Origin of the sequence: Campylobacter concisus (assembly GCF_002914005.1) — a bacterium.
GTDB lineage: Bacteria > Campylobacterota > Campylobacteria > Campylobacterales > Campylobacteraceae > Campylobacter_A > Campylobacter_A concisus_N.
The window spans coordinates 1-20,329 of record NZ_POZU01000022.1; the positions used below are offsets into that span (position 1 = coordinate 1).

The 20,329-nt window shown below is 40.3% G+C and carries 27 protein-coding genes and 1 pseudogene; 22 read left to right on the forward strand and 6 right to left on the reverse strand.

The features are described from left to right. From CYP54_RS09825 to CYP54_RS02570, 8 genes and pseudogenes are all read left to right on the forward strand, one after another. Window positions 1-385 (forward strand): annotated as a pseudogene (locus CYP54_RS09825) (hypothetical protein); the annotation flags it as partial. Next, a complete protein-coding gene (locus CYP54_RS09830; protein WP_181001505.1) occupies window positions 382-537 on the forward strand; it encodes a hypothetical protein in 156 nt (51 codons plus the stop codon). The pseudogene CYP54_RS09825 and the gene CYP54_RS09830, both read left to right, overlap by 4 nt. Further along, entirely contained in the window at window positions 521-649 is a 129-nt protein-coding gene (locus CYP54_RS10085; protein WP_258033624.1) for a hypothetical protein, read from the forward strand. Before CYP54_RS09830 ends, CYP54_RS10085 begins: the two co-directional genes overlap by 17 nt. Beyond that, window positions 646-813: a hypothetical protein gene (locus CYP54_RS09835; protein ID WP_181001506.1), complete on the forward strand. Its 168-nt coding sequence runs from the start codon at window positions 646-648 to the stop codon at window positions 811-813. The genes CYP54_RS10085 and CYP54_RS09835 overlap by 4 nt, the downstream gene beginning before the upstream one ends. Then, window positions 800-1,435: a DUF7338 family protein gene (locus CYP54_RS02555; RefSeq protein ID WP_103604088.1), complete on the forward strand. Its 636-nt coding sequence runs from the start codon at window positions 800-802 to the stop codon at window positions 1,433-1,435. Before CYP54_RS09835 ends, CYP54_RS02555 begins: the two co-directional genes overlap by 14 nt. Before the next feature lie 2 nt (window positions 1,436-1,437). Beyond that, entirely contained in the window at window positions 1,438-2,601 is a 1,164-nt protein-coding gene (locus CYP54_RS02560) for a phage tail sheath protein (RefSeq protein WP_103604089.1), read from the forward strand. 10 nt (window positions 2,602-2,611) lie between these two features. Next, entirely contained in the window at window positions 2,612-3,127 is a 516-nt protein-coding gene (locus CYP54_RS02565; protein ID WP_103604090.1) for a phage major tail tube protein, read from the forward strand. A gap of 28 nt (window positions 3,128-3,155) precedes the next feature. Then, window positions 3,156-3,395, forward strand: coding sequence for a phage tail assembly protein (locus CYP54_RS02570; RefSeq protein ID WP_103604091.1), 240 nt, complete (start codon window positions 3,156-3,158; stop codon window positions 3,393-3,395). 128 nt (window positions 3,396-3,523) lie between these two features. On the opposite strand, the gene CYP54_RS02575 is transcribed toward CYP54_RS02570, so the two are convergent. Then, complete coding sequence (locus CYP54_RS02575; protein WP_087586292.1) at window positions 3,524-3,709, reverse strand: hypothetical protein; 186 nt, start codon at window positions 3,707-3,709, stop codon at window positions 3,524-3,526. A 49-nt stretch (window positions 3,710-3,758) separates the two neighbouring features. On the opposite strand from CYP54_RS02575, the gene CYP54_RS02580 reads away from it, so the two are divergent. The 5 genes from CYP54_RS02580 (at window position 3,759) to CYP54_RS02600 (ending at window position 8,406) form a co-directional block, all read left to right on the forward strand. Continuing rightward, window positions 3,759-6,002, forward strand: a complete 2,244-nt coding sequence (locus CYP54_RS02580) for a phage tail tape measure protein (RefSeq protein ID WP_103604092.1) — start codon at window positions 3,759-3,761, stop codon at window positions 6,000-6,002. Window positions 6,003-6,006: 4 nt separating this feature from the next. Continuing rightward, complete coding sequence (locus tag CYP54_RS02585; protein WP_103604093.1) at window positions 6,007-6,378, forward strand: phage tail protein; 372 nt, start codon at window positions 6,007-6,009, stop codon at window positions 6,376-6,378. Further along, window positions 6,371-6,562, forward strand: coding sequence for a tail protein X (locus tag CYP54_RS02590; protein WP_087586289.1), 192 nt, complete (start codon window positions 6,371-6,373; stop codon window positions 6,560-6,562). Before CYP54_RS02585 ends, CYP54_RS02590 begins: the two co-directional genes overlap by 8 nt. Next, window positions 6,556-7,527 (forward strand): phage late control D family protein, encoded by a 972-nt coding sequence (locus CYP54_RS02595; RefSeq protein WP_103604094.1) that lies wholly within the window; start codon window positions 6,556-6,558, stop codon window positions 7,525-7,527. The genes CYP54_RS02590 and CYP54_RS02595 overlap by 7 nt, the downstream gene beginning before the upstream one ends. A gap of 114 nt (window positions 7,528-7,641) precedes the next feature. Further along, entirely contained in the window at window positions 7,642-8,406 is a 765-nt protein-coding gene (locus tag CYP54_RS02600; protein WP_103604095.1) for a DNA adenine methylase, read from the forward strand. 10 nt (window positions 8,407-8,416) lie between these two features. On the opposite strand, the gene CYP54_RS02605 is transcribed toward CYP54_RS02600, so the two are convergent. Further along, window positions 8,417-8,617: a hypothetical protein gene (locus CYP54_RS02605; RefSeq protein ID WP_141108508.1), complete on the reverse strand. Its 201-nt coding sequence runs from the start codon at window positions 8,615-8,617 to the stop codon at window positions 8,417-8,419. Window positions 8,618-8,842: 225 nt separating this feature from the next. Here CYP54_RS02605 and CYP54_RS02610 point away from each other — a divergent pair, with 225 nt between their 5' ends. Further along, on the forward strand, window positions 8,843-9,490 hold the full coding sequence (locus CYP54_RS02610) for a S24 family peptidase (protein WP_258033626.1): 648 nt from the start codon (window positions 8,843-8,845) through the stop codon (window positions 9,488-9,490). A gap of 120 nt (window positions 9,491-9,610) precedes the next feature. Here the strand turns inward: CYP54_RS02610 and CYP54_RS02615 are convergent, their stop codons facing one another. From CYP54_RS02615 to CYP54_RS02630, 4 genes are all read right to left on the reverse strand, one after another. Next, window positions 9,611-9,868: a hypothetical protein gene (locus tag CYP54_RS02615; RefSeq protein WP_258033627.1), complete on the reverse strand. Its 258-nt coding sequence runs from the start codon at window positions 9,866-9,868 to the stop codon at window positions 9,611-9,613. Window positions 9,869-9,946: 78 nt separating this feature from the next. Beyond that, window positions 9,947-11,278, reverse strand: a complete 1,332-nt coding sequence (locus CYP54_RS02620; protein WP_054197187.1) for an acetyl-CoA carboxylase biotin carboxylase subunit — start codon at window positions 11,276-11,278, stop codon at window positions 9,947-9,949. After that, complete coding sequence (gene accB, locus CYP54_RS02625; RefSeq protein ID WP_021091650.1) at window positions 11,278-11,724, reverse strand: acetyl-CoA carboxylase biotin carboxyl carrier protein; 447 nt, start codon at window positions 11,722-11,724, stop codon at window positions 11,278-11,280. The genes CYP54_RS02620 and accB overlap by 1 nt, the downstream gene beginning before the upstream one ends. Window positions 11,725-11,833: 109 nt before the next feature. Then, the gene (locus CYP54_RS02630) at window positions 11,834-12,676 is read right to left on the reverse strand and encodes a DUF3737 family protein (RefSeq protein ID WP_103604098.1); all 843 of its coding nucleotides are present in this window, start codon (window positions 12,674-12,676) and stop codon (window positions 11,834-11,836) included. 118 nt (window positions 12,677-12,794) lie between these two features. Between CYP54_RS02630 and dcd the strand changes: the two genes are divergently transcribed. The 8 genes from dcd to CYP54_RS02670 all read left to right on the forward strand — a co-directional run. Next, complete coding sequence (gene dcd / locus CYP54_RS02635) at window positions 12,795-13,355, forward strand: dCTP deaminase (protein WP_021091674.1); 561 nt, start codon at window positions 12,795-12,797, stop codon at window positions 13,353-13,355. A gap of 218 nt (window positions 13,356-13,573) precedes the next feature. Further along, window positions 13,574-14,569 (forward strand): UDP-N-acetylglucosamine 4,6-dehydratase (inverting), encoded by a 996-nt coding sequence (pseB, locus tag CYP54_RS02640; RefSeq protein WP_103604099.1) that lies wholly within the window; start codon window positions 13,574-13,576, stop codon window positions 14,567-14,569. Then, window positions 14,566-15,684, forward strand: coding sequence for a UDP-4-amino-4,6-dideoxy-N-acetyl-beta-L-altrosamine transaminase (pseC, locus tag CYP54_RS02645; protein ID WP_103604100.1), 1,119 nt, complete (start codon window positions 14,566-14,568; stop codon window positions 15,682-15,684). Before pseB ends, pseC begins: the two co-directional genes overlap by 4 nt. After that, window positions 15,681-16,361, forward strand: a complete 681-nt coding sequence (pseF, locus tag CYP54_RS02650; protein ID WP_103604101.1) for a pseudaminic acid cytidylyltransferase — start codon at window positions 15,681-15,683, stop codon at window positions 16,359-16,361. The genes pseC and pseF overlap by 4 nt, the downstream gene beginning before the upstream one ends. Beyond that, a complete protein-coding gene (pseG, locus tag CYP54_RS02655) occupies window positions 16,362-17,234 on the forward strand; it encodes a UDP-2,4-diacetamido-2,4,6-trideoxy-beta-L-altropyranose hydrolase (RefSeq protein ID WP_103604102.1) in 873 nt (290 codons plus the stop codon). Then, window positions 17,219-17,677 (forward strand): UDP-4-amino-4,6-dideoxy-N-acetyl-beta-L-altrosamine N-acetyltransferase, encoded by a 459-nt coding sequence (pseH, locus tag CYP54_RS02660; RefSeq protein WP_103604103.1) that lies wholly within the window; start codon window positions 17,219-17,221, stop codon window positions 17,675-17,677. The genes pseG and pseH overlap by 16 nt, the downstream gene beginning before the upstream one ends. Window positions 17,678-17,680: 3 nt before the next feature. After that, the gene (gene pseI / locus CYP54_RS02665) at window positions 17,681-18,712 is read left to right on the forward strand and encodes a pseudaminic acid synthase (protein WP_103604104.1); all 1,032 of its coding nucleotides are present in this window, start codon (window positions 17,681-17,683) and stop codon (window positions 18,710-18,712) included. Continuing rightward, on the forward strand, window positions 18,709-20,329 hold a 1,621-nt coding region (locus tag CYP54_RS02670; protein WP_103604105.1), incomplete at its 3' end, for a motility associated factor glycosyltransferase family protein. The genes pseI and CYP54_RS02670, both read left to right, overlap by 4 nt.

The window sequence follows — 20,329 nt, forward strand, 5'->3', positions numbered from 1 at the left end:
AATAGATCCACTAGCAAGCAGCAAGGGCGAAACGATCTATCTAATGCCTCCAAACGCAACACAGATCGCACCAACTGAGCCAAAAGCTGGTTACGCAAATGTTTTTACTAATGGAAAGTGGGAGCAAATCAAAGACGAGCGAGGCGAAACCTACTATGACAATGACAACAATGCCCTAACAATAACCGAATTAGGACAAGAAAAGGGGCTAAGTAAAGAGCCAAAGGTAGATGAAAAAGCTAAACAGCTAGCAGAAATTGAAGCTGATATAAGTGAGTGTGAGAACCATATTAGGCATGCATTGTTTATAGGTAACACTGCCGTGTTAGAGAGCTTGCGAAATGAGTATAAAGAGTTAATAGTTCAAAGAGAGGGGCTAAAGTGAGTTACATAATAATCTGCGTATTGTCGCTAATTGTAGGCGTTTTATTATGCCCTATCGTGATTTTTCTAAGAGCTAGAAAGTGCGAGGGCTGGGACAATAGCAACATGACAAATATCTTAAAGGGTATTCAGTCATTTGGCGACACATCCTGACGACTTTAGCAGGTTTCAGTACGAAGATGGCAAGAAGCCGTTTTGGTATTTGAGTGGTGATGAGTTTACTGATGTGGTAAAAACTAGACCAAATAAAAAGGATGAGAAATGAGAGTAAGAATAAAAAGGTGCGAAATTTGTGCATCAAAACTTGACAAAGATGGTAACTGCACTTGGAGCGAGTGCCCTAAGTGCCCAGAATACAAACAGAGCGAAACAAAGGAGAATGAGAAGCCAAGTAAGAAGTCAAAAAAGGAAAATGATGCTAAAGAGTAAAGAGATATTGCGTCTTATAGCGATCATTTTAGTAGAGCTTATGCTTGAGATCCTCTCATTTGTAGTTGTGCCAGTTGCATTACTATTTTGCAAAAAGGACGATGAGCATTTGCCAAAGATATTTAGGTGGTTTGAAGATGCAAACGACTACTACGATGGCAAGTGTGCTGCTATCAATGGCGATAGTGGCTGGCGTAAAGAGCATTATCCTGAGCCAACCAATAGAACATATAAAGCAAGACTTCTTTGGCTCTTACGTAATAAGATAGGACATTTTTCGAGTGAGATTAACGGCGTCAAAGTAGATGATGTAAATCCATATAGTATACAAACGATAGGTGATCCCAATATTGCCAGTAATGGTGGTAAAAAGAGTGGTTTTTGTAAAGTTACTTGCACTTTAAAAGATGGTAGGGAGCGTTTTGGACTTTTCAAAACGATTCGATACAAAGGCTTTTTAAGTGGCTTTTATTGTCGTATCTATCTAGGCTGGAAGCTTATGGATATAGCAGGAGCAAATGCCTTAAATTTTAAAGAGTTCACCCAGAAAGATGACAAGAAATATCTAAAAACGGTGTGGTGTATAAACCCATTTAAAAAAGTAAATCAAAAAGGAGAATAAAAATGGCAGCAAAATTTGGTGTAAACGTAACCGTATCAGCTGAGGCAGCAAGACCAATAGCAGTAGAAAGTACTACACCTATTGGTATAGCAGGGCATGAAGAGGTGCTAGAAAACGGCCTACATTTTTATATGACAACAGCAAAGGCACTTGAAGCTCTTGAAGCAAAATACAAAGCAAAAAAGGATGCGAGCCAAGCTTTTAAAAAAGGCTCTATTTATAGGGCTTTAAAAGGTATTGAAGATCAGGCCGTAAATACCCAAATAATTTTAAGTGTATTTACAAAAGATAACGATGAGGACACAAACGATGAGATCACGGAGTGCAAAAGTGCCGTTACAGCGTTTGCTAAAGCTAAATCACGCTTTGGTTATAGCCCAAATTTAATAATTGCGCCTGGTTTTAGCCATGAAGATGCGATTAAAGGCGAGATAGAAAAGATGGCAACCAGACTAAAAGCAACCGGCATTGTAGATATAAAAGCAGATGACGCAGCAGCAGCCATTGTTAAAATGGGCGATTTTGGTACAAATAGGTTAGTTGCTGCTTATCCAAATGTCAAGGTTTGGGATGATGAAACGAACGCTTATGTCTATGAGGGGCAAAGCGCGAGAATAGCCGGCATGATAGCTCACACAGATGGCGCAAGCGAGTTTGGATACTCAGATAGCTACTCAAATAGGGTTATGATAGGAGTTTCAGGCACGCAAATAGACGTGGATTTTGAGTTGGGTGAGACTTGCACGGCTGATGAGCTAAGGGCAGCAAAAATTTCTACCATCATTAGAGAGAGTGGCTTTAGGGCTTGGGGTGGCGAAACGAGTGACCAAGATACTATTTGGCAAGATCTAGCACGTGTTAGGATATTTGACCGAATATCGCAAGCTTGCCAAAAGGGAGTGCTGTTTGCGATCGATAGAAAAGCTAGCGAGCTTTATCATGCAAAAAGATCAGTTAGCGAGCTCCTTCGTCAGCTAGTTGGAGCAAAGGTACTTCTTGGATATGAGCTTAGCTGGAGTGCAAAAAACACCGACGCAACTATCACGGCTGGTAAATTTTACCTTGATGTCAGAATGCAAAACAATCCAATCGTTAAGCAGCTTACACTTGATTTTATCTACGTGGATAAATACGGCGAAACGCTTATGAACGAGCTAAACAAATAAGGAGTAAAAAATGGTAAAAAGACAAATTCCTCAGGTCATCCAGGAAGCAAGCGTATTCATAAACGGTCAAGGATATTTGGGCGTAGTTAAATCGCTCACTATACCGAAGATAGAACAAGAGACGATCGAAGCTAAAGGGGCTCTTGGAGGCAATTTCGCAAGCGGGACGATAAAGCCGGTGGAAATGGAGTTTAAGCTAAGCGTGCTCGATAGGAACACATACTTGGGTTATGGACTAAACACTTGGAACAACAGAATTCCTTTTTTATTTAAAGCTAGCATCTTTCAATCCGGCAAAGGCGCTCCCGAGCCATTTTCTATGGCCGTAACCGGGGATATCACCGAGATAGACCCGGGAAGCTTTGAAAGCGGAAAAGAGATGGAAGTGAGCGTCAAGCTAGCCGTTCATTTTTTAGATATAAATATAGGTAAAGTCCCGGTAGCGTTACTAGATGTCGAAAACATGATATGTCTTATAGGCGGTGTGGATTATTTGGCGCAAGTGCGCTCAAATTTGGGCGAATAAATAAAACTAAAATTTAAAAGGATATACGATGAGAAAAACGATGATTAAACTGCCTATTGACGGTAAAGAAGTAGAAATTTTCGCGCCGACGGTTAGAGTTATGAAGCTAGCGGGGCTTGAAAAAAACGACGACGAGAGAGCGATCAAGCTAGTAGTTAGCTGCGCTAATATGTCAAACGACGAAGTGGAAAGCCTTGATATGCTTGATTTTAAAGCGATCGAGGAGGTGATTAAGGATTTTTTGCAGCCGGCGGAAAAATCGGTATAAATAACGAGGCCGTAGCATCGGTAGCTTACGTTTTAGGGTTCGGCTATAACGAAATTTTAGATTTAGACGTAATAGATTTTAGCGAGTTCGTTAAAATTTCGGAGCAAATTTTAAAGGCGAAATAGACGTTATTTAAGGGCGTCGTTTAGCTTTTTGCCTATCTTGTCCGTAAAGTCGTAAAAAATAACGGGCGTCGCAATTAAAAAGCTTACGGCTAAAAACCATGCAAAGATTGATAATATCGCTCTTTGCGCGCTATCCGGGAGTAAAAAAACAGTACCGATTAAAATAAATAAAACGGTAAAAATTTTCATTTTTAGCCTTTTGAAATTTTAGGCGATTATAACATAAAAAAGGGGTCATATGCAAAACGAAACGGCGGTGGGTATTAGTATCGGGCTAGCCGTTAAAGGGTTGAGTCAAATTTCGGAGTTAAAAAAGGGATTCGACGGTTTAAAAAGTAAAATTTCGCAGGCCAAAAACGCCGTTACGAGCCTAGATAGCGCCAAGCTTTCCAACCTATCGGTGCAAATAAAATCGGCAAGAAAAGAACTTTTTAGCGAACTTACTTCAAATCTAGGCGCTATCGCGAACTCTGCGGCTATCGGTTTGCCTATTAAGCTAGCCATCGACGACGAAGCGGCGTTTGCCAACGTGAAAAAATACGTAGACGATACGGACGAAAATTTAACTACGTTAAAAAATAGCATGAGAGGATTAAGTACCTCGCTAGGAAAAAGCTTCGGCGACATCGCTCAAATAGCCGTAGGCGGCGGTAAAATCAATTTAAAAGGGGACGAACTCGTAGCCTATACGAAGATGCTAGCTACCGGCTCGGTCGCGTTTGAAATGAGCGCGGACGCCTTGTCTCGCGCGGCCAATAATATGAAAGTCGGTTTTAAAATGGATAATTTAGACCGATTAAACGACTTTTTCGACCGAGTAAATTTGCTCGATAACAAAGTAACCAACGCAAACGCGGACGAGATATTCGAAGCCACGTCGCTAACGGCCGCAAATGCGAGTCTAATCGGGTTAAGCGCGACCGACGCCGCCGCGATTAGCTCTACCATGCTAAGCACGGGTAAGGCTACGTCGGTCGTAGGCACTAGCTTAAACGCGCTTTATTCGACCCTATCGATGGCGGATAAAAAAGGTAAAGCATTTCAAGAAGCGTTAGCTAGTATCGGTATGGACGCCGGGTATCTAAAAGCGGCTCTGGCTAAAGACGCCGCGGGAGCAATAACTACGTTTTTAGAAGCGATTTCAAAAGCCGATAAGGATAAGCAAGCAGGGCTTTTATACGATCTAGTGGGCGGAAATTTTAACGACGAAATCGCAGGACTCGTCACCAACATAGACGCCCTTAAAGAAAACATGAGATTAGCCCGCTCTAACGAAGCGATAGGATCTATGCAAAAAGAGCTTCAAACCAAGCTAGATACTACGAAATCAGGCATAGAAAGATTGACGCAGGCGTGGAGAAATTTAGGCTCAAATCTTGGAGAGACGTTTTTACCGCTTACTAATGCCGTTGCTTCGGTACTGGGCGGGATAGCCGGCGCGCTTAGCGAACTAAATTCTAAATTTCCTACACTTAGCGCCGTAATAGTAAGCGCGGTTGCGGGCTTTATGATGTTTAAGCCGCTTTTACTTATCGGTAAAATCGCACTTTTAAGCGTCGCAGACGGCTTTTTGGGCGTCGTTAAAATACTTAAATTTTTAAATCCTTTAAATTTGGTAGCGGCGGCTAGGTGGAGCGCTCACGCGTTTAGTTTAGCGGGCGCGACGCTCGCAGCAAAAGCCCATGCGTTTAGTATGCTATTAGTAGGCGCTAGGCTAAAATCCGCGTTAATACTAACTGCGGCTTGGAGCGGAGCTACGAAAATCGCCGCGGGCGCCTCTTTGATACTAGGTAGAGGGCTAGCTTTTTTACGCGCCGGTTTTATAGCCGCCGCGGCCGGCATGAAAATAATGCGCCTAGCCCTCATCTCTACGGGTATCGGAGCCTTGGTAGTAGCTCTCGGGGCGGGCGCGGCATGGATTATCGAAAATTGGGACAAAGTAAAAGCCTTTTTTGAAAATATCTGGGAGAGCATAAAGCCCTATTGGGAGGCTACTTCAAATTTCTTTAGCTCGATATTTGATGGGGTCGTAGAGTGGTGGAGATCTATATTCGGAAGTTTTTTCGACTGGATAAGAGAGAAATTTCAGTGGGTTGTAGATACCGTTAGCTCTATCGGCGACGCGCTCGGGGCGGCTACGAGCTGGACAAAAGACGCTCTTGGTATAGGAGACGGCAAAGAGAGCAACTGGTATAACCCTTTTTCTTGGTTTAACGACGCAGAACCTCAAAACGCGCCGATAAAGGCCAAAGAGGCCTTATTCGCGGCGTCTAAACCCGTCTCCCCGCAAGCCGCCGCAGTAGCGGCTACCGCAAGCGGGGCAAATATAAATATAAGCTTTAACGGCGATTTTTTGCTTAATTCAAATAACGGCAAATTCGATCTGGAAAGCTTTAAAGCTCAAATAACAAGAAGCGTCAAAGAGGCGCTTAAAAGAGATGAATTTAATAGCACCAATACCGAAATAAGAGAGCAAAGGTAGAGATATGGTCTTAAATCTAGGAGGCTTTAAATTTAACTGGAAACAAGTAGGCGGTATATCCTTAGAGACCGAGTTTGGCATAAGCTCGCAGGATCGTATCCAAAATCACCCCGTTTTATTTGCGGCAAATTTAGGAAGCCAAACCGTGAACATAGAGGGGCAGACCATGCCCTATAACGGCGATAAACAAACAGCGTTAAAAAGGCTTTACGAGCTAGCCCGCAGTAGGCAAAGCTATGCGCTAACCAACGGAAACGGCAAATATTTCGGCAGGTTTGCGGTTATTAAAATCAGCGAAAAACAAGCCGTATTTACCCCAAACGGAGCGTTTTTTACGCAGAGTTTTAGTTTGGAGCTTAGGAGAGATTATGACTAAAATTTGCATAGCCAAGGATAACGATAGGCTCGATACTATCGTTTATGCTCATTATGGACATTTAAGATTTTTCGAGCAGGTGTTAGCCCTAAACCCAAAACTAGCCGCTACGCTTAAAGCGGGCGATAAGGTATTTTTGCCCGAAATTAAAGAAAAAACCAAAGAACAGGCCAAATTATGGTAAAACACCCGAATTTCAAGCTCGAAGCAAACGGCAAAGATATTACGGAGATCATCAAAGCAAATCTCATCAGTCTAAATTTCGACGACAAGGAGGGAAGCAAAAGCGACGAAATAAGCTTTAGCGTTAGCGGCATATACGCTAAGCCCGTATTCGGCGATAGCTTAAAGCTTTGGCTAGGATACGGGGACGATCTTTATCTTTGCGGCTCGTTTAGCGTGCAAACGGCCAGCAGGGATTATAAAAACCAAACCACCGAAGTAAGAGCCACTGCCGTAAACTTCGCAAGCCCTCAAAAGATCAAAAAGCGCAGGAGCTGGGAGAATACCACCGTATTTGAAATAGCAAGGAAGATAGCCGCCGAAAATAAGCTCGCCGTAAAAACGTCCGGACAGGATCAAAACATCGCCTCCGTCTTGCAAAACGATGCGGGAGATCTAGATTTCTTGTATGGGCTTTGCTTTGATTACGGCTTTATCATGGCCGTAAAAAACGCTACTATCGTCATAGCCGCGAAAGATGCAAAGGGAGATGAAACACAAACGTCAAATACCCCTAAAAACGAAAGCCTACCCACTTTTACTCTAAATTTAGCCGAGCTTTACTCGTTAGAGATTACGGAGGCAAACAGAAACTCTTACGGAGCGGTCATAGTAGAATGGCAAGACATAGAAGCTGGTAAAACCAAAAGTATCAAGGTAGGTAGCGGAGAGCAAACATATAAAATGCAAATAGCCCAACCAAAGAGCGACAATGAAGCCTTTAAAATGGGCGAAGCAAAGCTAAACGAATTGCAGCGCGGCGGCATAAACGGCAGGTGCTCTTTGCCCGGCGCAAATATAGTAGCGGGTGGAAAGCTTAAATTTAGCGGTATAGCGGGACTGGAAGCAAACGAATTTAGTATCAAAAGCGTAAGCCATAGATTAAGCACGGATAATTACGAAATAGAGATTGAGTTTGAGGGGTAAAACATTACGAAGCAAAGCCGCCGGCAACCCCGCCTCGTAAATACAAAGTAGCAAGGTAATATTACTAAATTTTCTTACAAGGTAGCGAAAAAATTCAAATTTGTAAGGAAAATCATGAAAACTACTAAACTAAAGGCTCCGTTTGCTTGGGTAGGCGGTAAATCAAAGTTGGCAAGCAAGATAATCCCTCTTATGCCACCACATATTAAATATGTTGAGGTATTCGGCGGTGCGCTATCGGTGTTTTATCAAAAAGAACCAAGCAAAACAGAGATAATCAATGATATTAACGGCGATCTCATAAATTTACACCGCATTATTAGGACTAGACCGCAAAGCCTAAGTGCCTATGTGAATGCTATGCTAAAAAGCCGCGAGATATTCTATGCTATAAAAGAGGGTAAGATAAAGTCTAAAAACAAGATAGAGGCTGCGGCGTTTTACTACTATCAAATAAGTTTAAGCTTTGGCGCAAAAGGGGATAATTTTGCTATGCCCAAAAACAGGAGTGCTAAAAATATATACAGGGACTTTTCTATATACTCAAGGCGTCTAAGGCGCGCTTCTATAGAAAATTTGAGTTATGAAAAGCTGATAGGACAGTATGACGGCGCCGATACCCTGTTTTACGTAGATCCGCCTTACGTAGGAACGGAAAATTATTACAAGACGGCGGATGGATTTACGACGTCTGATCATCAAAATTTGGCTCAAATTTTAAAGAGCGTCAAGGCCAAATTTATGCTTAGCTATAACGACTGCGAAATGGTGCGCGATCTTTACGCGGGCCTTAATATCAAAGAGCTTGAGGTAAGTTATAGCCTCAACAATGCAGTGGAAAGAAAAACTAGTGGCGAGCTGTTGATTATGAATTTTTAAGAAGTGGCGGTTATGCCGCCTCGCCTAGTCTTTTTAGTTCTTTGTAAAGAGTGGCCATGTATTTTTGATTTTTAACATTACAGGCTAGCTCACCACAGTTTATAGCCTTTTCACATCTTATAATCTCGCTTTTGATATCGGCTATTTTATATTCATACCTACCCTCTATCGTTATCTTGGCGTTCCAGCTCGGGCTCCATATACAAAACATTGTCCTGCTCCTAAAATCAAAATCCCGGACCTCTATGATCAACCTTTTAAGCTCGGCTCTTACCATATTATCTCCTTTATTTCTTTATAGCAGACTATAACTCTACACAGCTGTGTATGGGCTGTGGTTTGGGTATATTCCTTATAAAATATAATAAATTTTAATATTTGGACTAAAATTAGATAAATTTATTACAAAATAAAATCAAAAGGAAAATGTATGAATATGAACGAAGTTACGGAGAGATTAAAGGACATATTGGCTACCGAAGGCAAGAAAAACATTAAAGATGGCGATGTAGCCAGAGAACTGGGGATAAACCCTAACTCCTACGCCCAGATGAAATTTAGAAACACCGTACCGTATAAGCAAATAATGGATTTTTTAGTAAAACGCAAAATTTCTATCAATTTATTCTTTTACAATCAAGAGGGCAAAAGTTTGGACGAGTCCGAAAAGAGATACAAAACTCTAAGGCTGTTTAACGTTAGAGCAAGCCTCGGCGGCGGAGGCTGGAATGAAAACGAAGATTTCGACGAGGTAGTAATGGATAATAAAATATTAAATAAATTTAGTAATTGTAGCGGGCCTTATCCTGTTGATATTATACCGGCTCAAGGCGATAGTATGGAGCCCCATCTGTGCAACGGGGATTTATGCATGATAGCAAGAGGCGTACCATATAAAGACGGAAACGTATATGCGGTAAACACTCCGGAGGGGCTAGTCATCAAAGAGTGCTATAAACAAGGAGAAGAATTAATGTTAGTATCTTACAATCCTATTTATACACCTATGAGATTTTATCAATTTGAATGTCAAATAGTAGGTAGATTTGTAGGTCTACTTAGAGACATGAAGCATATAGATTAAAAGCGAACAAGAGTTTTAAAGATATTTTAAAGGGCGTTTAAAAGGACAAAATCGGCATATAAAATGAGAGTAAAAGGACATAGGTTTCTGCCTCGCTCTCATTTTATATACAAGATACTCTTATTTTAAATGCGCGCCGATAGCAACCACTGAGCCGCCAGTAGCGATAGCAGTAAATATGCTAATAAATAGCGCCATGACAAATTCCACAAGACTAATCGCACTTACAGCGCTTTCACTAACACTTGCTGCCATTAGCGAGTTTGCAAGCCCTAAGCTATACTCTAAAAACTGCTCAACCGCAATAGGGAAAAATAGCTTTGTAAGATCGGCATTTGAGAAAAATTTTGTATTTTGATCTTTGATTTTGTTTACCATGCTTCCCCTAAGATAAACTTAAAAATTTTAATATATTTAAGCCAAGATCTGCTTTTTGCAAATCCTGACTTAAAAATTTTAGTGTCTTGAAAGATAATTTGTATCGTAGTTATTGCTTAAAAAGTCTTTGTTTTCCATCATAGCGATGTGAAAATCTTTTGTTGTTTTTATGCCATTTATTATGAGCTGATCAAGAGCTACTTTCATCTTATGGATCGCCCTATTTCTATCAGTATCCCAAACTACGAGTTTGCCGATCATACTGTCGTAATACGGTGGTATAGAGTAGTCTTGATAGATATGGCTATCCATTCTTACATTGCGGCCACCTGGGCAGACATATTTTGTGATCTTGCCAGGACACGGCGTAAATGTATTTGGATCTTCAGCTGTTATCCTACACTCGATCGCATGACCTTTTAGCTCGATGCTCTCTTGTGATGGTAGTGCCTCGCCTTCAGCCACTTTTATCATAAGCTCGATGATATCAAGTCCGCTTACCATTTCGCTTACCGTGTGCTCAACTTGAAGTCTTGTATTCATCTCGATGAAGTAAAAGTCCAAATTTTTATCAACCAAAAACTCAAACGTACCAGCTCCCTCGTAGCCGATCGCTTTTGCCGCTTTTATGGCTGTTTCGTGAAGTCTCTCTCTTGTCTTTTCATCAAGCAAAATAGCTGGGCTCTCTTCGATCAGCTTCTGGTGGCGACGCTGCATAGAGCAGTCACGCTCGCCGATATGAAGTACATTGCCATGGCTGTCGCCAATTACTTGAACTTCGATGTGGCGTGGGTTTAGGATATATTTTTCCATATACATTGTACCATCGCCAAATGCGCTCATAGCTTCGCTTTCAGCTGACCAAAATGCCTTTTCTAAATCCTCTTCACGCTCAACCACGCGCATACCACGTCCGCCACCACCTGCAGCAGCCTTTAATATGACTGGATAGCCTATCTTTTTAGCTAGCTCTTTTGCTGCTTTTGTGTCAGCCACGGCGCCGTCTGAGCCAGGGATGACTGGTACGCCAGCTCTTTGCATGACCTGCTTTGCCTTGCTCTTATCGCTCATCAAAGCCATCGCAGCGACACTTGGTCCTATAAATTTGATCTTGTGATGTGAGCAAATTTCAACAAAATTTTGATTTTCACTTAAAAAGCCATAACCAGGAAAAATAGCGTCTGCTTCGCTGATCTCAGCTGCACTTATGATAGCTGGGATATTTAGATAGCTATCGCTTGAGCGCTCTTTACCGATGCAAATAGCTACGTCGGCATATTTTACGTAAAGTGCGTCTTTATCAGCGGTTGAATAGACTACAACGGCTTCTTTACCCATCTCCTTTATCGTTCGCAAAGCACGAAGAGCGATTTCGCCTCGGTTTGCGATTAAAATTCTTTTTAATTCCATTAATTTTTCTCCACGCCAAATAACGGCAATCCAAACTCAACTGGCTGTCCGTCAGAAACTAGCATCTCAGTGATCTGGCAGTCAAACTCAGCCTCGATCTCGTTCATTATCTTCATAGCCTCAATAATACCTACTACATCGCCTTTTCTCACTCTTTGGCCTACTTTTACAAATGGAGCAGCACCCGGGCTTGGAGCAGCATAGAAAGTACCTACCATAGGAGATTTTATGCTATCTTTTGGCGAGTTTGTGGCTGGTTTTACCTCTGAATTAACGACTACATTTACAGGTGCTGGAGCTGGTGCTTGTGCTGCTGGTTTAGCAGGCGCGCAATAATCTGAAAATTTTTCAAGCTCTACCTCAAAATCACCACTTTTTATTTTGATATGATTCATCTCCATATCATTAAAAAATTCGATAAGCTCTTTTATATCTTCTTTTTTCATAGAAAATTCTCCTAAATTTTTATATAAGCGTCTAATTGTAGCGAAAATTAGATAAAAATTTTTTTTATGAAGCAAAAACGAGAACTCAAAGCTACTCTTTTTTACTAAGTTATTTTTCAGTAATAATTATCTTAATACCTTTAGTATCAACTAAATTTTCATCGATGATGATCTCATCTATCTTTGCTGCTCTTATTGCGCCACTTTTTGGATTTTTTATGCTTTTTATCGCTCCGCTTGTGCTTACATCGACACTTGAATATTCAAACGCAAGACTCGTATCCATAAAAATGCAATCTTTTACGACCAAATTTCCCACGTAACAAAGTGCTTGCAAGCTCTTTATCGTGCAGTTTATGAGCGTCAGATTTTTTGAGTTCCAAGCTAGATATTCGCCTGAGATGAGGCAGTTTTGCGCGGTCACGTTTTCGCAGTTCCAAAATGCATCTTTTGAAATGAGCTTTGAGTTTGTGATATGGACATTTTTACAACCATCAAAGCAGTAGTTTCCGTCTAAATTTAGCCCATCGATCTCTAAATTTTCACTATTTGCCCCAAAGTAATCGCCCCTAGCAAAGACGTTTTTTATCCTAACGTCCATACATCCCCAAAGTGTTTCACTAGCATCTGAAAAATTTACATTTTCTAGCGAAATTTGCGAGCTTTTTCTAAAGCTTTTTGGAGCGTTGATGACCATATCTTTAAAGCTTAAATTTGTACTGTACCACATGCCAGCCCTTGCTAGAGGCTCCAAGTATCCACCATTTAGCGTGACATCGTTTGCGTACCAAAGTGGGTATTTGTAGGTAAAAACGCACTCATTTAGCTTTAAATTTGAGCTGTGTTTTAGTGGCGACTCGCCATCTTCAAAGATACAGTTTGTAAAATTTACACTTTTTGCCCCAAACATCGCACGCTCGCCAGTAAAAATTTCTGCATTTTTCTCTTGCATTTTTATCCTTTATTAATTTTTGCTGTTAAAATTATACTAATTTTCATCTAATTTAGTCGCTTTATTAAATTTACTTTAAAGACGCAAAGCGTTATAATCGCCCAAAAAAGGAGCAAAAATGGGCTTAAAGTCAGATTCTTGGATAAGAAAAATGTCGGTTGAGAAAAATATGATAGTGCCATTTGCCGAGGAGCAGGTCGGACGCGGCGTCGTTAGCTACGGCGTTTCTAGCTACGGCTACGATATCCGCGTTGGTGATGAGTTTAAAATTTTTACAAACATCGGTGGTACCGTGGTAGATCCCAAAAATTTCGACGAGAAAAACGTAGTGGATTTTAAGGGCGACGTCTGCATCGTACCGCCAAATTCTTTTGCTCTAGCGCGCACGATCGAGTACTTTAACATGCCTGATAACGTGCTAGCGATCTGCCTTGGCAAAAGCACCTACGCAAGGTGCGGCATCATCGTAAACGTCACGCCTTTTGAGCCTGGATTTAAGGGACACATCACGATAGAAATTTCAAACACGACACCACTTCCTGCGAAAATTTATGCAAATGAGGGTATCGCGCAGGTGCTATTTATCGAGGGTGATGAGCCTTGCGAAGTGACATATGCTGATAAAAATGGCAAATACCAAGCTCAAGAAGGCATCACACTACCAAGAATTTTGAAGTAATCTTTATGCCTTTGCAACCTTGCAAAGGCTAAATTTAAACGCTACTTTTATAATTTCCTCTAAACATTAATTAAAATTTGACGAAATAGAATCTAGAAAGATAAAAAAATTTTTAATAAATTTTAAAATTTTGGCATAGCTTTTGCTTAAATTTTTATAAAATACAATTTAGATTTAGCTATTTATACCCCAAAAAATAGTTAGTAAAGGGCGCAATAATGTTTAATGATAAATCAATACTAATCACCGGCGGAACAGGAAGTTTTGGTAAAAAATACACCGAAATTTTGTTAAAAAAATACAATCCAAGAAGGCTAGTTATCTACTCACGCGACGAGCTAAAGCAATACGAAATGGCTCAAGTCTTTAAAGATAAAGCGATGCGTTTTTTCATCGGCGATGTGAGGGACTATAAGCGCTTAAGAACCGCGATGAATGGCATAGACTACGTCATCCACGCAGCTGCGATGAAACATGTGCCAATCGCAGAATACAACCCAATGGAGTGCATCAAAACAAACATTGACGGCGCTCAAAACGTCATCGACGCCTCTTTGGAGTGTGGCGTTAGCAAGGTGATCGCTCTCTCAACCGACAAAGCTTGCAACCCTGTAAATTTGTATGGAGCTACAAAGCTAGCCAGTGACAAGCTCTTTGTTGCTGCAAATAACATCGTTGGAGACAAAAAAACAAGATTTAGTGTCGTAAGATATGGAAATGTCGTTGGTTCTCGTGGTTCAGTCGTGCCGCTCTTTAAAAAGCTGATCGCACAAGGAGAAAAAGAGCTTCCTATCACGCATGAGAAGATGACTAGGTTTTGGATCACGCTTGAACAAGGCGTAAATTTCGTCCTTAAAAACTTTGAGAGGATGAAAGGCGGCGAAATTTTCATACCAAAGATCCCATCAATGACGATGATAGATCTTGCAAAAGCCATTGCGCCAGAGCTTGGCGTAAAGATCATAGGCATTCGTCCAGGTGAGAAGATGCATGAGATGATGATCTCAAGAGATGATGCACATCTTACATACGAATTTGATGATTACTACGTTATTAGTCCGTCTATTCAGTTTTTAACAACGCAAGATTTCTCGACAAATGCTCTTCATCAAAAGGGCAAACCAGTTAGCGAGGACTTTGAATATAGCTCAAATACAAATAAAATTTGGCTCGATAGAGCAGGTCTTCTTGAGATGATAGGAGATGCTAAATGATCCCTTACAGCCGCCAGCAGATCACAGAAGAGGACATAAAGGCAGTCACTGATGCCTTAAAAGATGACATCTTAACAGGTGGCCAAAAGGTCAGTAAATTTGAAGAAGAGCTAGCAAAGTATGTTGGCGTAAAACATGTTGTCGTCATGAACTCCGCCACTTCGGCCCTTCACGTAGCCTATCTTAGCCTCGGAGTGAAGGACGGCGATGAGGTGATCACGACACCTATCACCTTTGCAGCCACTGCAAATGCGGCTTTAATGGCAGGAGCGCAGGTCAAATTTTGCGACGTAAAAGCAAATGGCAACATCGATGAAGAGAAAATTCCAGCTCTAATCACGCCAAAAACAAAGGTGATAACGGCAGTCGACTACGGCGGCAATCCAGTGGAGCTAGATAAGATCATAAATGTAGCCAAAAAACACGGCATAAAAGTGATAGACGACGCCTCTCATGCCCTTGGTAGCGTACAAAACGGCGTAAAAGTGGGTGTTAAGGCTGATATTAGCATATTTAGCTTTCATCCGGTAAAGCCTATCACCACGCTTGAAGGCGGTGCGCTTGCTACAAACGACGACGAGCTAGCAAGACTTGCAAGGCTATATAGAAGCCACGGCATCACCAAAACAAAGCTTTGGGATAGCGACATGAGCCTGCTTGGATACAACTACAGGATCACAGACGTAGCCTGCGCTTTGGGGCTTAGCCAGCTAAAAAGGCTGGACAGCTTTATCGCTAAAAGAAATGAGATAGCTAAATTTTATGATGAGAATTTTAGCGGGTGTGAATATTTTAGAACGATAAATATCTCAGCAAATACAACTAGCTCAAGGCACCTATATCCAGTGCTTTTGGATGAGAAATTTTGGGATAAAAAAGAGCAAATTTTTGAAGCACTCTTGCAAAAGGGCGTTGGCGTGCAGGTGCATTACAAACCAACATATAAATTTAGCTTTTATAAAGCGCTTCTTGGTGAAATTTCACTGCCAAATGCGGAGAAATTTTACAGCGCCGAGCTTAGCTTGCCGTGCCACCATGGCATGAGTGTGGATGATGCTAAATTTGTTGCAAGCACGCTTTTTGAAGTACTAAAAAGCTTTAGTGAGCAAAAATGATCTGTATAATACCAGCAAGAGGCGGCAGTAAGAGGATACCTGGCAAAAATATCAAAGACTTTTTAGGTAAGCCCTTAATCGCATATAGCATCGAGGCTGCGCTAAATTCTAAAGTTTTTAACGAAGTAATAGTAAGCACCGATGACGAAATGATCGCAAATGTGGCTAGAGAATTTGGAGCTTGCGTGCCATTTTTTAGAGATGCGAGTTTAAGCGATGACTACGCGACAAGCACTGACGTGATAAAAGATGCGATAAGGCGCGTAAATTCTAGCTTTAGTGATGTCTGCTGCCTCTATGCCACAGCACCGCTTATAACGGCTGAAATTTTAAAAGAGGCCGCAGCCCTGTTTAAAAAGCAGGAGTGTAAATTTTTATTTTCAGCGACTGCGTTTGATTTCCCTATACAAAGGGCGATAAAACTTGACGAAAACGCTAGAGTTAGCATGTTTTATCCGCAGTTTGAAAAGACACGCTCACAAGATCTTGAGCCTGCGTTTCATGACGCTGGGGCATTTTATTTTGGCAAAAAAGAGGCTTGGCTGGAGTGCAGTGCTTTGTTTGCGCCACACTCAAAGGCGTATTTGCTGCCAAGAAATTTAGTCTGTGACATCGATACGCTAGAGGATTTTGAGTTTGCTAAAAAGCTTTATTTGGTAAATACTGGAAAGATCTGATTGAAAGAATTTAAAGGACTCCCCCTGCTAAAAACGCTCGTGCGCGCTGATAGTAGCAGCAAGATAGGGCATGGGCACATCAGGCGAGATCTTTTGCTTGCTAAAAAATTTAACGACATCTCATTTGCGTCTTTGAGGCTAGATGGTGACATTTTTGATGAGATAAACTACCCCAAATTTACTCTAAGAAGTGGCGAGATAGATGAGCTTTGCGAGCTTATAAAAGATAATAAATTTGAACTTCTCATCATCGACCACTACGGCTTTAGCTTTGAAGACGAAAGAGCTATAAAAGAAAAAACCGGCGTTAAAATTTTATCATTTGACGACACTTACGAGAAACATTGCTCAGACTACATTTTAAACGTAAATTTATATGCGCAAAAGGCAAGATATGAGGGGCTGGTAGAAAAAAGCTGCGAGGTATTTTGCGGAAGCGAGTTTTTACTAGTTAGGGATGAATTTTATGAAGAAGTGCAGGTAAAAAGGGAGAAAATTTATGACTACACTATCATTCTTGGAGGCACTGATATCTCAGGGCTAAGTGCAAAAATTTCAGAAAAACTGCTCCTTAAAAACCTAAAAACAGCTGTCATAACAACTAGTGGAAATAAAAATTTAGCCGTGCTAAAAGAAATACACAACAAAAACAAAAATTTTAGCCTTTTTATAGATAGTAAAAACGTAGCAAGGCTGATGAACGAAGCCAAAATGCTCATCATAACAGCAAGCTCGCTTGTAAATGAAGCTTGTGTTTTGGGAGCTAAATTTAAAGCCATTTGCGTAGCGGATAATCAAATAGAGATCTTTGCCTGGCTAAAAGAAAATGGGTATGAAGCTTACTGGGGAGATGAAATTTGCTTGAGCTTATAAATTTTACCTCACTTAATGACGAGCAAAAGCTGATGATCTTAAAGTGGCGAAACGACGAGCGTATAGCTAAATTTATGAAAAATAAAAGCGTTGGCAAAGAGGAGCATTTTGCTTTTTTAGAGAGATTAAAGAGCATTCAAGATAAGATCTATTTTCTAGTAAAGGACGAGAGTGAATTTATCGGAGTGGTAAGCTTTGTTGATATAACGAAAGAAAGTTGTGAATTTGGCGTTTATAAAAATCCGGAGCTAAGAGGCGTAGGTAAAAAGCTGCTTGATCTCATAAAAAACTACGCTTTTTTTACATTAAAAGTTGGCTCGCTAAAGGCAAAAGCTTATAATAACAACGAAAAAGCGCTCGCACTTTATGAAAATTTCGGCTTTAGGGTCTACGCAAAAGATGACGAATTTAGCTATCTTGAGCTTAAAAATAAAACGGACTAACGGATGAAAATAGGAAATTTTGATATAGACAAAAAGGTCTTTATAATAGCAGAGCTCTCTGCTAATCACAGTGGTAGCCTAAAAACGGCGATAGACACGATAAAGGCGGCTAAGCGCGCTGGAGCTGACGCGATAAAGCTTCAGACATATACACCTGATAGTTTGACTCTAAATTCGCGCCTAGACGACTTCGTCATAAAAGGTGGACTTTGGGATGGAAGAAATTTATACGAGCTTTACCAAGAGGCGCTAACGCCAAAAGAGTGGCACGCCGAGCTTTTTAAAGTAGCAAAAGAAGAAGGACTTGCCTGCTTTTCAAGTCCATTTTGCAAGGATGATGCCAACTTTTTAGAGCAGTTTAACCCACCAGCTTATAAGATCGCAAGCTTTGAGGTAACGGATTATGATTTTGTAGAATTTGTAGCCAAAAAAGGCAAGCCCATCATCATCTCAACTGGCATAGCCTATGAAGAAGAGATAAGAGATGTGGTGCAAATTTGTAAAAATGCAGGTAATAGCGATATTGCCCTTTTAAAATGCACTTCAAGCTACCCAGCACCGCTAAATGGTATGAATTTGCAAACGATAGCTGATATGAGAAAGGAATTTGGCGTAGAGGTCGGCTTTTCAGATCATACATTAGGCGTGACAGCTCCAGTTGTTGCGATTAGTTTGGGTGCTAGGATAATTGAAAAGCATTTTATACTTGATAAAAGCGTAAAAAGCGTTGATAGCGCATTTAGTCTTGATGAGAGCGAATTTGCTCTTATGACAAAGTGTGTCAGAGAGGCTGAGGAGATTTTGGGCAAGGCAACCTACGAGCTAGACGAAAAAGCGGTTTTAAACAGGAGATTTTCACGTTCACTTTATGCGAGTGCAGATATAAAAAAAGGTGAAATTTTTAGCGAGCAAAATATAAGGAGCGTGCGTCCGGGGTACGGCCTGCACCCTAAATTTTTAAAAGAGCTGATCGGCAAAAAAGCAAAAAGAGATATAAAATTTAGCGAGAGATTAACAAAGGAGGATTTGATATGAACAATAAAAACGATAAGGCATCCAATAAAAAGGCAAAACTATCTAAAGATAATGTATCAAATATCCAAAATCCTATCTTTCAAAAAAACCTTCAAGCACTATTTCAACAAGATGAAATTCTAGCAGCAAGGCTTTGGTCTATTGCTGGAAATGAAGACTATGAAATTTTTATAGGAAAAGATCCGATTGATATAAATTTAATAAACAAGCATACTTTTAAATATATCTATGAAAATCCTGGAGCAGACATTTTAAAGCTGCTTGAAGATATAGAAAGTGACTATAAACGTTATCCGATACTATTTTTTTATGGACTGGGCAATGGCGTACTCTATAAAGCATTAGCAAAAAATGAAACGCATCAAAAAATCGTAGTCATAGAGCCAGAGATCGAGATCATATATCTTGTTTTAAATGTTATTGATCTATCAAGCGAACTAGAAAGTGGGCAGATAATACTTTTTTATTCAAAATTTGCAACCTATACACATTTTTATTATTTGGTTACGGAAGCTAAACTAAACTCATATGCAAAAACCTATGATAATCTTATGATCCATATGCCCTTTTATGATCAGTTTGAAGAGGACTACATAAGAATAAATAAAGAGATTACAAGAGCATTTTCTCAAATAGTAGTTGCTCACGGCAATAGCATAGACGATCTTTTATTAGGCACAAGACAAAATTGTGAAAATTTAGTGCCTATGATCAGCAATTATTGCTACACAAGTCTTGTTAAAAAAAGATATGGTCTTATGGATACAGCTATAATTGTATCAACTGGCCCAAGCCTAGATAAACAGCTTAATACGCTTAAAAAATTTGCTCCATATGTTAGCATTATAAGTGTTGATGCCTCTTATCCAATCCTTGCAAGGCATGATATCAAGCCTGATTATGTGATGTCAATTGAAAGAATAGAACCAACCTCTAGTTTTTTTGAAAAAAAACATCCAAATATTGATGACAATATACACTTTATTGTTGCCTCAGTTACACACAAGCAAACTATTAAAAATATCTTGCCAAGAAAACTAGTGCTAACCATGAGACCTCAACAAGAGGAGTATATGTTTGGTCTAAAAAGATATGGATATTTGGGTGTGGGACATAGTTGTGCAAACATGGCCTACCAGCTAGCCTATGTCTTAGGACATAAAAATATCGTTTTCATAGGACAGGATCTAGCATTTAGTAAAGATGGGGCGAGCCATGCAAAAGGTCACGCTTTTGCACAAGCGGATGAAAATTTATATGTTAAAGCTTATGGCGGAGAGGGAGAGGTTAAAACAACATATGTTTGGACTCTATTTAAAAATCAGTTTGAAAATGATATCGCCCAATCAAGCTTAGAGAATATAAAATCATATAACTGTACCGAAGGTGGTGCTAGAATAGAAGGAACTATAGAAAGGCCGTTTTTAGAAGTAATGCATGAGCTTTGCAAAGGCAAAGAGATTAAAAAACTGCCTAATATAAAAAAAGATAGTGAAACGACGGTAAATAAAAACCTTTTAAAAGCTTATAAAGTCATACTTGCAAAAATAAAAGCTCAAAGTGAAGTCAAACAACAAATAGAAAAAGTCTTTTTGGAAGTAGTGCCTAGTATAGATA

Bases quoted from the DNA above. Each gene is read 5' to 3' on its own strand.
- CYP54_RS09835 (WP_181001506.1), top strand. From the start codon at position 646: ATGAGAGTAAGAATAAAAAGGTGCGAAATTTGTGCATCAAAACTTGAC.
- CYP54_RS02555 (WP_103604088.1), top strand. From the start codon at position 800: ATGCTAAAGAGTAAAGAGATATTGCGTCTTATAGCGATCATTTTAGTA.
- CYP54_RS02560 (WP_103604089.1), top strand. From the start codon at position 1,438: ATGGCAGCAAAATTTGGTGTAAACGTAACCGTATCAGCTGAGGCAGCA.
- CYP54_RS02565 (WP_103604090.1), top strand. From the start codon at position 2,612: ATGGTAAAAAGACAAATTCCTCAGGTCATCCAGGAAGCAAGCGTATTC.
- CYP54_RS02570 (WP_103604091.1), top strand. From the start codon at position 3,156: ATGAGAAAAACGATGATTAAACTGCCTATTGACGGTAAAGAAGTAGAA.
- CYP54_RS02575 (WP_087586292.1), bottom strand. From the start codon at position 3,709: ATGAAAATTTTTACCGTTTTATTTATTTTAATCGGTACTGTTTTTTTA.
- CYP54_RS02580 (WP_103604092.1), top strand. From the start codon at position 3,759: ATGCAAAACGAAACGGCGGTGGGTATTAGTATCGGGCTAGCCGTTAAA.
- CYP54_RS02585 (WP_103604093.1), top strand. From the start codon at position 6,007: ATGGTCTTAAATCTAGGAGGCTTTAAATTTAACTGGAAACAAGTAGGC.
- CYP54_RS02590 (WP_087586289.1), top strand. From the start codon at position 6,371: ATGACTAAAATTTGCATAGCCAAGGATAACGATAGGCTCGATACTATC.
- CYP54_RS02595 (WP_103604094.1), top strand. From the start codon at position 6,556: ATGGTAAAACACCCGAATTTCAAGCTCGAAGCAAACGGCAAAGATATT.
- CYP54_RS02600 (WP_103604095.1), top strand. From the start codon at position 7,642: ATGAAAACTACTAAACTAAAGGCTCCGTTTGCTTGGGTAGGCGGTAAA.
- CYP54_RS02605 (WP_141108508.1), bottom strand. From the start codon at position 8,617: ATGTTTTGTATATGGAGCCCGAGCTGGAACGCCAAGATAACGATAGAG.
- CYP54_RS02610 (WP_258033626.1), top strand. From the start codon at position 8,843: ATGAACGAAGTTACGGAGAGATTAAAGGACATATTGGCTACCGAAGGC.
- CYP54_RS02615 (WP_258033627.1), bottom strand. From the start codon at position 9,868: ATGGTAAACAAAATCAAAGATCAAAATACAAAATTTTTCTCAAATGCC.
- CYP54_RS02620 (WP_054197187.1), bottom strand. From the start codon at position 11,278: ATGGAATTAAAAAGAATTTTAATCGCAAACCGAGGCGAAATCGCTCTT.
- accB (WP_021091650.1), bottom strand. From the start codon at position 11,724: ATGAAAAAAGAAGATATAAAAGAGCTTATCGAATTTTTTAATGATATG.
- CYP54_RS02630 (WP_103604098.1), bottom strand. From the start codon at position 12,676: ATGCAAGAGAAAAATGCAGAAATTTTTACTGGCGAGCGTGCGATGTTT.
- dcd (WP_021091674.1), top strand. From the start codon at position 12,795: ATGGGCTTAAAGTCAGATTCTTGGATAAGAAAAATGTCGGTTGAGAAA.
- pseB (WP_103604099.1), top strand. From the start codon at position 13,574: ATGTTTAATGATAAATCAATACTAATCACCGGCGGAACAGGAAGTTTT.
- pseC (WP_103604100.1), top strand. From the start codon at position 14,566: ATGATCCCTTACAGCCGCCAGCAGATCACAGAAGAGGACATAAAGGCA.
- pseF (WP_103604101.1), top strand. From the start codon at position 15,681: ATGATCTGTATAATACCAGCAAGAGGCGGCAGTAAGAGGATACCTGGC.
- pseI (WP_103604104.1), top strand. From the start codon at position 17,681: ATGAAAATAGGAAATTTTGATATAGACAAAAAGGTCTTTATAATAGCA.